At 30.3% G+C, this 11802-nt stretch carries 8 protein-coding genes; all 8 read right to left on the bottom strand.

Features of this window, described 5'->3' with window-relative positions; translation table 11 throughout:
* Window positions 1–470 (bottom strand): alpha-amylase family glycosyl hydrolase (locus tag GQ540_RS00995; RefSeq protein ID WP_291795999.1); only part of this gene is annotated, 470 nt, incomplete at its 3' end.
* A 4-nt stretch (window positions 471–474) separates the two neighbouring features.
* Complete coding sequence (locus tag GQ540_RS00990) at window positions 475–2850, bottom strand: TIM-barrel domain-containing protein (RefSeq protein ID WP_291795996.1); 2376 nt, start codon at window positions 2848–2850, stop codon at window positions 475–477.
* Window positions 2851–3822, bottom strand: a complete 972-nt coding sequence (locus GQ540_RS00985; RefSeq protein WP_291795993.1) for an alpha/beta hydrolase-fold protein — start codon at window positions 3820–3822, stop codon at window positions 2851–2853.
* 13 nt (window positions 3823–3835) lie between these two features.
* Window positions 3836–5680 (bottom strand): glycoside hydrolase family 13 protein, encoded by a 1845-nt coding sequence (locus GQ540_RS00980; RefSeq protein WP_291795990.1) that lies wholly within the window; start codon window positions 5678–5680, stop codon window positions 3836–3838.
* Window positions 5681–5758: 78 nt separating this feature from the next.
* On the bottom strand, window positions 5759–8065 hold the full coding sequence (locus GQ540_RS00975; protein WP_291795987.1) for a glycoside hydrolase family 65 protein: 2307 nt from the start codon (window positions 8063–8065) through the stop codon (window positions 5759–5761).
* A 4-nt stretch (window positions 8066–8069) separates the two neighbouring features.
* Window positions 8070–8726, bottom strand: a complete 657-nt coding sequence (gene pgmB / locus GQ540_RS00970; protein WP_291795985.1) for a beta-phosphoglucomutase — start codon at window positions 8724–8726, stop codon at window positions 8070–8072.
* Entirely contained in the window at window positions 8727–10076 is a 1350-nt protein-coding gene (locus tag GQ540_RS00965) for an MFS transporter (protein ID WP_291795982.1), read from the bottom strand.
* Between the two features lie 259 nt (window positions 10077–10335).
* Window positions 10336–11361 (bottom strand): LacI family DNA-binding transcriptional regulator, encoded by a 1026-nt coding sequence (locus GQ540_RS00960; protein ID WP_291795980.1) that lies wholly within the window; start codon window positions 11359–11361, stop codon window positions 10336–10338.
* Window positions 11362–11802 lie beyond the last annotated feature (441 nt).

Genomic DNA, 11802 nt, shown 5'->3' with positions numbered 1-11802 from the left:
ACAATTCTAATTCCGTTTTTATGAGCAGTTTCAACCAACGTTTTTAAATCATCCATAGTTCCAAAATTTGGATCTAAAGCTGTCCAATCTTTTGCCCAATATCCGTGATACCCATAAGTTGCACCTGTACCTTCATCAACTGCACCATGAACTTGCTCTACAACAGGTGTAAACCAAATTGCATTTATTCCTAATTTATTAAAGTACCCTTCTTCAATTTTTTGAGTGATTCCTTTAATATCCCCACCTTCAAAACCACGCAATACAGCTGTTTCTTTTGTTCTCTCAAAAGTGATATCGTTTGAAGAATCTGCATTATTAAATCTGTCAGTTAATAAAAAGTAAATATTAGCATTCTCCCAAACAAAAGGAGTTTTTACATCGCTAGAACTTATGTTAACAGCTTCATTTTTTTTCTCTCCACATCCAATAGCTAGTATTGATAACAGTACAAATAGATATTTTTTCATTGTATTATAATTTTATTTTTAAGTTTTTTGAAGTTGCTTTATTAAGCGAAACCTTAATTGTAAGCGTATTACTTTTTTCGTCCCAAGTAAAGCTATAACCTTTTATTTTTTTAGGTTTTTTTGAAATATTATGAATAATTAAATTGATTTCTTTTGAAGAAAATAGATAGTTTTTACCTAACTCTGATTCAATCTCTATACACAATCTATTATTTTTATACTCACTTTCAAAAGTCATTATTTCATACATTTCTTTTTCAAAAGCGTTTGGAGTTTCACCGTTATCATTGTACAACATGTCTTCACTTTCTTTCACTGTTTCATCAAAATAGAAATGCAAATCAAAAGAATTTAAGTTGTAGTTTGTAGTATTTTGAATTGTTTGTACCATTGGAATAAACGAACCGCCTTTAACATATGTTGGAATATATGCTTCTTTTAAAGGAATCGATTTTGTTTGTCCGCCTTCAACTTTTTCATTGGTGTAAAAATCAAACCAATTTGAATTTGAAGGAAAGTAAATTTCTTGCTCTTTTAAACCTGCTTTTACAACCGGACTTACCAAGAAATTAGCTCCCCATAAATATGTTTTGTCATTTAAAAACAACTTACTATTAGCTGATTCTTCAAAAAATAGTGGGCGCATTAATGGTGTTCCTTCCTGATTGTTTTCAAAAGCCAATGTGTAATTATAAGGCAATAATTGATACCTTAATTCTATTGCTTTTTTGGCTAATTCTTTCGGTTTTTGAGCTCTAAAAATTGGTTCGGAAGGCACATCTTCTTGTGCGTGAGGTCTATAAATAGGCTGAAAAACACCATATTGTAGCCAACGCACATACAATTCATCATCTAAATTTGCACCTGCAAAACCTCCTAAATCTGAGTGCATATATGCTAAACCTTGCATTCCCATTTGTAATGCTATTTCAGGTTGAGATTGTAATCCTCCCCAACTTCTACTAACATCACCAGACCACGGAATTAAACCGTAATGTTGCGACCCTGAATAACCAGCTCGCATTAAAATAAAAGGACGTTGCGTTGGAAAATCTTTTTGATAACCTTCAAAAACTAACTTAGCCCAATTATGACCGTAAATATTATGAACTTCATCTGCTGTACCTGTTGCATGTAATAAATCGGAAGGATGAACTTCAGGCTCACCTAAATCTCCCCACCATCCTGCAACTCCATAATTATTAAAATTTTTATAAATATTCCAAAACCATTGTTTTCCTTCTGGTTTAAAAATATCCACAATTCCAGTGTTTCCAAAGTAAAAATCGTATTTGTAAGGCTTTCCTTCTTTAGTTTCCCCTAGAATATCTTTCTCAACTGCTTCATCCCATTTTTTTGAAGTTGTTAAAATAAAAGGTTCTGAAATTAAAATAGTTTTAACTCCTTTTGCTTTTAAATCTGCAATCATTTTTTTGGGATTTGGAAATGAATCTTTCTCAAATTCAAAATTCCCCATAGTTCCTTTCATTCCTTTTCCAAACCAATATAAATCTAAAATAACAGCATCAACAGGAATTTCTTCTTCAATAAATTTATCAATGGTATGAATTGTTTCTTTTTGAGAATGATACCCAAATCTACTTGAAAAATTACCCAAAGCCCAACGTGGAATTAGTGGTTGTTTTCCTGTTAAATTGGTATATTGATTTATTAAACCTTTCCAACTATCACTTGCCACAACTTGATATGTTTTTCTTCCAGAAATAGTTTCATATTGCAAAGAATTGTCTTTTTTACTATCCAAATCTAGATAACCAATAGGCGCATTATCAAAATGAATAGCGTATAAATTAGACGAATACACTAACGGTATTGTAAAATTCATCAACTCTGAATGAGTTTCGTACCCATAATGTGCTCTATTGTACAACTGAAGCTTATTGCCTCTTCTGTTCATTCCTAAAGCTCTTGCGCCACCACCAAGTATAATTTCTTCAGTAGTTAAATTAAAGTCTAATACTTCATTTTCTTCATTTTTTATATAACCTTTTCGTTCGGAAATTAAGAATTTATTTTTGTAAGAATAGGATATTTGAAAAGGTGATTTGGTAACTGTAACGGTTAAACCAGACGTTGAAAGTTTAATTAACTCTTCGTTTTCTGAAACAGAAAAATGAATATTTGTTGGTTTTAAAACAACTGCATGTGAATTTGGGTTAAAAACTTCTCCTTTTGGAATAAATGATGTTTCTACAATTTCTGCAGCATATGGTTTAATTAAATAAACGCCATCGTTTGTCTTAATTTCAAGAAGTCCATCCTTTTTTTCAAAGCTTATGAATTTTCGTTCTAAATTTTGCGCTTTAACCGTAAAAAAACATCCAACAATTAGTAAAACAACTATGCTAATTTTTCTCATTTAATTATTCTTTAATAAAAATTGAACTGGTGTTTGAAAACGTTGATTCCAAGAATTTTCAGAATGGTCATGACCATCAAATTTCAAGTTCTGAAAATTAGTTTCGTCATATTCTTTTAATTTAAACAGCTCATTTACAACATCTTGATATGGTAAATAAAATTCATCTAAAGTATTGGTTCCGTAATCAAAATAAATTTTATGCGTTTTTGAAGATGGTAAATTATTCTCTAAATATGTAAAAAACGAAGTAGGAATTGGGTTATTTTCCATTTGTCCTGCACCAATCCAATGAGTTGATAAACATGCTGCACCACCAAAAATTTCAGGGTACTCACACATAGCATACATAGAAATTAATCCTCCCATACTTGAACCAGAAATAAATGTGTTTTCATAATTCTTATAAACTGAAAAATTAGCATCAATAACTGGTTTTACTTCTTCAACAATAAATTTTAAATAATTATCTGATTGGATACCATTTTCTAAAAAATTTGGGTTATAATTTTTTCTTGCTGAAGTAACCATTGAATCAACAAATTTTTTAGGTAAAGCTTCAAAAGGTTTCTTTGGAAAATAATCTGACCATCGTATATCTGAATGATTCCAAATAGCTACAACTATGGTGTTTTTAATTTTATTTTCTTTAAGCAATCCGCCAATAATTTCATCAACCTTCCATTCTTGTTTATTCCAAGTTGTTTCAGCATCAAACAAGTTTTGCCCATCGTGCATATATAAAACGGCATATTTATTTGTTTCAGAATAATTACTTGGCAACCAAACATCAACATTTCGTGGTCTTACAAATTTTGAAGGAAAACTATCTATTCTTTTAATACTTCCTGAACTTAATTTCCCTGTGTATTCTGAAAATTTAATTATTGAAGATACTTTTGAATCTTGTTGTTTTTCTTTACAAGAAAATAACACGATAAAAATAACAAATAGGCTAAGTATTTTTTTCATATAATTTTAATTATTAATTTAACTCAATAACAAACGCTTTTTTTCCTTCAATTTGTATTTCTGGCTTTGTTATATCTATAGTTTCTTCCGATAATATCTCTTTTCCTGATGTAAAACCTTTCAAACTTTCTGCAAAACGGCTTAATTCAATTGTTTGTTTATTTTGATTGTTATTTATGATAACCATTACAGATTTAGCATTGTTATATCTAAAATAAACATACACATTATTTTCAGGAATATAATGTTTCAACTCCCCGGTATGAATAACCTCAGCCGTTTTTCTCCAATTAAATAATGTACTTGTAAAGTTAAACAAATCTTGTTGTTTTTCTGTTCTTCCTGCTTTCGTAAATGCATTTTTTGGATCTCCTTGCCAACCTCCAGGAAAATCTCTTCTAATATCTCCATCTCCAAGATCTTTGTTTCCTTGCATTCCAATTTCACTTCCGTAATATACTTGAGGAATACCACGTGTTGTAGAAATTAAAGTCATTGCTAACTTATAGGCATCGTTATCACCTTTATATAAATGATTGAAACGTTGTGTGTCATGATTTTCTGCAAACACAAAAACATTATTTATGTTTGGATACATAAAATCGTTCGTGAAATTTTCATAAATTCTAATTACACCTTCATTCCAAGATGCTTTTTCATTAAAAACTGAAGAAAGAACTCCTTGCAACGTAAAATCCATAACACTTGGCAAATAGGTGTTGTAATTTTGAATTGCTGCAATTTTACTGTCCTTTTGCCAATATGAAATTGCTGCAGAAGTATTTAACCAAGCTTCACCAACAATGTTAAAATTAGGATATTCATCAATAATAGCTTTGGTCCATTTTGCAATACCTTCTTTATCACCGTACGAATAAGTATCAACTCTTAAACCGTCTAAACTAGCATATTCAATCCACCAAATTGCATTTTGAATTAAATAATTTAATACTAACGGGTTTCTTTGATTTAAATCGGGCATTGTTCTCACAAACCAGCCGTCCACACAATATTTAGTGTCAATCTCGGAAGCATTTATATCGTACTGCGTGGTCATTCTATAATTAGAATTTGCATAGCCAGGAAATTGATTTATCCAAGAATACGTTGGTAAATCTTGTATCATCCAATGCTCAGCTCCCCAATGGTTTGTAACATAATCCATGATTAATTTCATGTCACGCTTATGCAATTCTGAAGCCAAATTTTTATAGTCATTATTAGTTCCATAACGTGCATCTATTTTGTACACATCAGATTGTGCGTATGTGTGATACGAGCCTCTTGCATCGTTATCTTCTAACATTGGTGTGTTCCAAATTGCGGTTACACCCATTTCTTCTAGATAATCTAAATTATCTACAATTCCTTGAATATCTCCTCCATGGCGACCACCTTTATCACTTCTGTTTAATTTTTCGGTTAAATCTGGATGAGAATCATTTTCAGGATTTCCGTTAGCAAAACGGTCTGGCATTATTAAATAAACAATATCAGAACTGTCAAATCCTAATCTGTTTTTTGAATCCTGATTTCTTTCTTTTAGTTCGTAGTTGTAACTAAAATTAGTTCGTTTTCCTTTTTTTGAAAAGTTAATTTTAAAAGTTCCTGAAGTTGCTTTAGATAAGTCTAAATTTAAGAATATATAATTCTCGTTTTCAGTTGTTGTAACGCCTGTTATTAAAATAGTAGCATCCTCAATTGAAGGTTTGTATTGAGAAATTTTTTCACCATAAATCATTAATTCTAATTGATTATGATTCATGTTTACCCACCAAAAAGGCGGTTCTACTTTTTTTACTTGAGCAACTATTGAAATACTAAAAAACAATACAAAAATAACCGCTAGTCTTTTCATCTGAATAAAATTTATGTAGTAAATCCCTGCTTTACCTCAACTAAAATTAGCAATTGTAAAGCAGGAATAAAAATTTAATTAAACTGTTACCAAATTATTTGGCGTTACAGTTATTGTTTTATCATTTACTTTAATTTGTAAATCACTAGCACCATCTAACTCAAAAGTTATTTCCGTTTGATTTACTTGTACTTTTAGCGTTTGATTTCTAAAATTAATGGTAAATGAGAATGATTTCCATTGTTCAGGAATTTGAGGATTGAAGGATAAAATTCCATTCTCTCTAACTCGCATTCCCCCAAAACCTTGTACAATTGACATCCAAGTTCCTGCCATACTTGTAATATGACAACCTTCATCAACTTCGTGATTGTAATCATCTAAATCTAAACGAGATGTACGTACGTATTGCTCATAAGCTTTAGGCATCCTATCTATTGAAGCTGCTAAAATTGAATGTACACAAGGTGATAATGATGATTCATGAACTGTTATTGGTTCATAAAAATCAAAATGACGTTCTAATTCTTCTTTGCTAAATTTATCTTCAAACAAGTACATTCCTTGTAAAACATCAGCTTGTTTAATGTAGCAAGAACGTAAAATACGATCCCAAGACCATTTTTGGTTTATTGGACGTTCAGATTTTGGTAAATCTGCAACAGGGATTAGTTCTTTGTCTAAAAATCCATCTTGTTGTAAATACACATTATGCTCTTCACTAAATGGAAAATACATATTATCTGCAACATTCATCCATTTATCCGTTTCTGTTTTAGCTAATTTTGTTTTAACTATAACTCGGTTAAAATCTTCAGAATAATTATGTTTCACTTTATTTAAACAATCTATGGCATATTCAATACACCATTTTGCTAAATAATTTGTGTAAAAATTGTTGTTAATATTATTTTCGTACTCGTTTGGCCCTGTAACTCCAAGTATTACGTATTTGTTTTTATCTGCTGAAAAATTAGCTCTTTGATGCCAAAAACGTGCTACTGCAATAATAACCTCTAAACCAAATTTTGGAATGTATTCAAAATCTTGTGTGTAGTTTACATAATTATAAATTCCATAAATCATGGCTCCATTTCTATGAATTTCTTCAAAAGTAATTTCCCACTCATTATGACATTCTTCGCCATTCATTGTTACCATTGGATACAATGCCGCACCATTTTTAAATCCTAATTTCTCAGCATTTTCAATAGCTTTGTCTAACTGATTGTAACGATATAACAATAGGTTTTTAGCAACGTTAGAATCTTTAGTTGCCATATAAAAAGGAATACAATATGCTTCAGTATCCCAGTAGGTGCTTCCTCCATATTTTTCACCCGTAAACCCTTTTGGACCAATATTTAAACGGGCATCAGTACCTAAATAAGTTTGATTTAATTGAAAAATATTAAATCTTATACCTTGTTGTGCTTTAATATCTCCTTCAATAATAATATCTGAAGTTTTCCAAATTTCTGCCCATGATTGTTTTTGAAGTTTTAATAAGTCTTCAAATCCTAATTCAGTTGCTTTTTGAACATTGCTTAATGAAGCTTCAATTAACTCACTATTTTTATAATTTAATGAACTCACATAACTTCCATACTTATAAATTGTAGCAGTATCCCCTTCAGATACATTTAATTTATATGTGTAGGTTAATGATTTTTCTTGAACGTTAGTTTCATGTGATACAGATACTTTTTCATTATTTAACTCTAATGAAATTTGCATTGCTGTTGCAACATGAAATTCAGTTTTTAATGTTTTTGAATAAATTGCTCCTTTATTTTCTCCTTCAACAATATTTAAAGTTTCCCAAAAATACTCATTGTAATTAGAGTCTTCATTTACAATTCCCGCATCTAAATACGGTGAAAACGTTATTTCACCTGAAAAATTGATTGCTTTTATACTGTATTCTATGGCTCCAACTTCATTTAATTCAATACTAATTAATCGTTTAGCCTCAACTCTAATTTCTTCTCCTGTTTGAAGTGTTGCATTAAAAGAACGGCTTAACCAACCTTCTTTCATATTTAACTCTCTTCTAAAATTAGAAACATTGCATGAGTTTAAATCTAAATTTGTATTGTTAATTTGTATGTGAATACCAATCCAACTTGGAGCATTTAATACTTTTGCAAAATACTCAGGATACCCATTTTTCCACCATCCAACTCTTGTTTTATCTGGGTAATAAATACCTCCAATATAACTTCCTTGAAGTGTTTCACCAGAATAATCTTCTTCAAAATTGGCACGTTGGCCCATTGCTCCATTTCCAATACTAAACAGACTTTCAGAAGCTTTTACATTTTCAGTGTCAAAGACTTCTTCTATAATTGACCATTCGTTTGGAATTATATAATTCTTGTTCATTTCTCTAATTAATTAGATTTTTTAAAAAATCAGTTGTGATAGCTGCCATATCATTAAAATTATAATCCGCTTCACTTAACACATTTTCATCTCCTATTCCAATACTTACCATATTGGCAGTATTTGCTGCTTGTACTCCTGCAATTGCATCTTCTACAACCACACAGTTTTCAGCATTCATATTTAATTTTTTTGCACCTATCAAAAAAACTTCCGGGTTTGGTTTTGCTTTAGAAACATCGTTACCATCAACAATTGCCGTAAATCTTTCAAGTAGCCCAACCTTTTTCAAAATTAATTGAGCGTTTTTACTTGCCGAACCTAAGACAAACTTAATATTGTTAATTTCTAAAAAAGTTAAAAGTTGGTTTACTCCCGGAAGAATTTCATCTGAAGTCATTTTATAAACATACTCCAAGTATTCTTTATTCTTTTCAATTAAAAGTGTTTCTTTTTTCTCTTCAGATAATTTAATCTTTCCTATTTCTAGCAAGATTTCGAGAGATTTAACTCTGCTAACACCTTTCAGTTGTTCGTTTTGCTCTTCGGAAAAATCGAAATCTAAAGAATTTGCTAAATTTCTCCATGCTAAATAATGATATTTTGCTGTATCAACAATAACACCATCCAAATCAAATATGAAACCTATTTCTTTTTTCATTTATTTATCTATTAAAACTGCGTCATCTACATCTTTTACTCTTACTACTAACATTGCTGCAATTAATAATGAAACACCACTAATTACCAATGCAAAAACTGGGTTGCCTCCGTATACATATTTTACAATTGGACCACCTATAACGGCGTTAATTATTTGAGGAATTACAATAAAGAAATTAAAAATCCCCATATAAACTCCCATTTTCTTCGCCGGAATAGATCCTGCTAAAATTGCATATGGCATTGCTAAAATACTTGCCCAAGCTATACCAATTCCAAACATAGATAAGAATAACCAGTTTTCATTTGGCATAAAATAAATTGAAACCAGCCCTAAACCACCAGCTATTAAACCAACTGAATACGTCATTTTTCGACCTAATTTTTTAGCTATTGCTGGCAAAAAGAATGCATACACTGCCGAAACAGCATTGTAAGCTCCAAATAAGATTCCAACCCAGTCACCTGCATTTTGATACGCAGCTCCGTGATCATCTAATGATAACCCATAAACGTGATGAGCAATTGCTGGAGTTGCGAATACCCACATACCAAACAAACCAAACCAAGAGAAAAATTGAACTGAGCTCAATTGTTTCATTGTTAAAGGCATTTTCTTAAAATCAGAAAAAATGTTTAATAAGCTAGATTCTTCCTCAACTTCATCCTCTTCACCTTCATTAGCTGCAAATTGAGCTAATTCATCAGGAGAATATTCTTTAGTTGTAAAAACAGTTACTAAAATACTAATAACTAAAACTGCTGCTCCAATAATAAATGATAATAATAAATTATAAGGTACTTCACCTTCAGCAGCATTATTTGATACTCCAAACCAATTTGTTAAAGCATAAGGCAACCAAGAACCAATTACTGCTCCAATACCAATTAAAACAGTTTGAATACTAAATCCAAGTGTTCTTTGATCTGAAGGTAATAAATCGGCAACTAATGCTCTAAATGGTTCCATAGCAACATTAAATGATGCATCCATTATCATAAGCATACCAGCACCAACCCACAAAGCAGGCATAAATGCAGTAAACATATCAGCATTTGGCATTAAAATTAATCCCATAGAAGCTAATAAAGCTCCTGTTAAAAAATAAGGACGTCTTCTACCAAGTTTAGTCCAAGTTCTATCACTATAATACCCAATAATAGGTTGTACAATTAAACCTGTTAATGGAGCTACAACCCAAAACCAAGATAGCTCGTGCACATCTGCACCAAAAATTTGTAATATTCTGCTAGCATTGGCATTTTGCAATGCAAAACCCATTTGAATTCCCAAGAATCCGAAACTCATGTTCCAAATATCCCAGAAACCTAGTTTCCGTTTTTCCATAAATGTTAAATATTAAAAATTAAACAATGCAAAGCAATATTGCTCTAATTGTTTGTTTGTGTGAAGTGTGTGAAAAATAGTATTGCAAAATCTCTTTTGCCATACAAATATATAATTTAATTTTAATTTTAAAGGTTTTTAAATGCAAGAATTCAGCTTAAACCCTTTATTTTACTCACTATAACCTTTGAGTTCTACAAAAAATAATTGCGAAAATCTGAAAAAAGATTAAATTTTAGCAGTTTTATCACCAAAAACCTTAATTAACTGATAATGTGGATTTTCTAATTTTTAAATTAGTTGAGATTACTTCTTTTTGAAATTCATTAGAATCTGCACTTTCAATTCTATTGATTAAAAGTTCTGCAGCACTTCTTCCCATTAAATCTCCATGCTGCTCAACAGAAGTTAATGGAGGTGATGTATATTCAGATATTAAACCACTTGTAAACCCAATAATAGCAATATCATTAGGCACAACAAGTCCTAGTTCTTGTACTATTTTCAACGCAATAGCTGCATAAATTTCATTTACTGCTAAAATAGCATCTGGTGGATTTTTTACATTGATAACTTTTCGTATTTGTTCATGCAAATCTTTATTGTCATCAATCTTATAAATTAAATTTTCATCAATTGTAATATCGTTACTTACCAATGCTTTCAAATAACCTTCTTTTCTTAGTGATCCAACTGTAATATAGTCTTGAGTGGTAATTAATGCAATTCGCTTCGAACCTATTTTAACTAAGTGATCTACAGCCTTATAAGCACCTCCAACATCATCTACAATAACTTTATCACATTGAATTTCGTCAATAGTTCTATCAAATAATACTAATGGAAAATCATCTTTAATAAGTGCTTCAAAATGCTTATATATTTGATTTTCTTGTGTTTCTCTAGCAACTGAAACAATTAAACCATCAACACTTCCATTTGTAAGTACTGTAAAATTTGAAACTTCTTTTTCATATGACTCATTAGACAAACAAACCATGACATTATATCCTTTCTCGTTTGCATACTTCTCAATACCATTAATAACTGTTGAGAAAAAATGGTGAACAATCTCAGGAATAATCACCCCAATAACAGAAGTTTTTTGATTTCTAAGTTGTAAAGCAAGATTGTTGGGTTTGTAATTATAATAATCAGCAAAAGCTTTAATCTTCCCCCTCGTCTCTTCACTTATTTCATGACTGTCTTTCAATGCTTTAGAAACCGTTGAAATTGAAACTCCAAATTCTTTAGCTATCTTTTTTAGGGTAATTCTTGGTTTCATTTATTGTTATTTATTAACTTATTTTACTTTGTTGAAAAAGCGATGATTCTCGTTTTCTCAAATATAGCATTTTTATCAAGAAATTCTTAACTAATAAGGCTAAATTCATCGTTCCTACAAAGATAAAATTTATACTGAATTAATATAAAAATCAATGAAAAGTTTTATCTTTAAATCAATTAAAAATTTAATAATTCAAAAAATATTTAATTTTAATAGATAAAAGGAAGAAAAAACTAGCGCCACTCTAACGTTAGAGTTAAAAAGTTATAAACACGAAAACGTTAGAGTAGCCTTAAAAACAACACCAATCGTTGTTAAATAAATGTTAACTCCTTAACTTCACAACGTGAAATGTATTAAAAATAGTAAAATTATTTAAAAACTTAATTATTAATTAACTTAAAAATAGATGAAAAATTTCAAACTTTTTCTATTGTC

It is taken from the genome of Lutibacter sp. (assembly GCF_013139515.1).
Taxonomy (GTDB): Bacteria; Bacteroidota; Bacteroidia; order Flavobacteriales; family Flavobacteriaceae; genus Lutibacter.
Note: the sequence above shows the minus strand (reverse complement) of the source record. Positions and strands in the feature narration are given on the sequence as shown.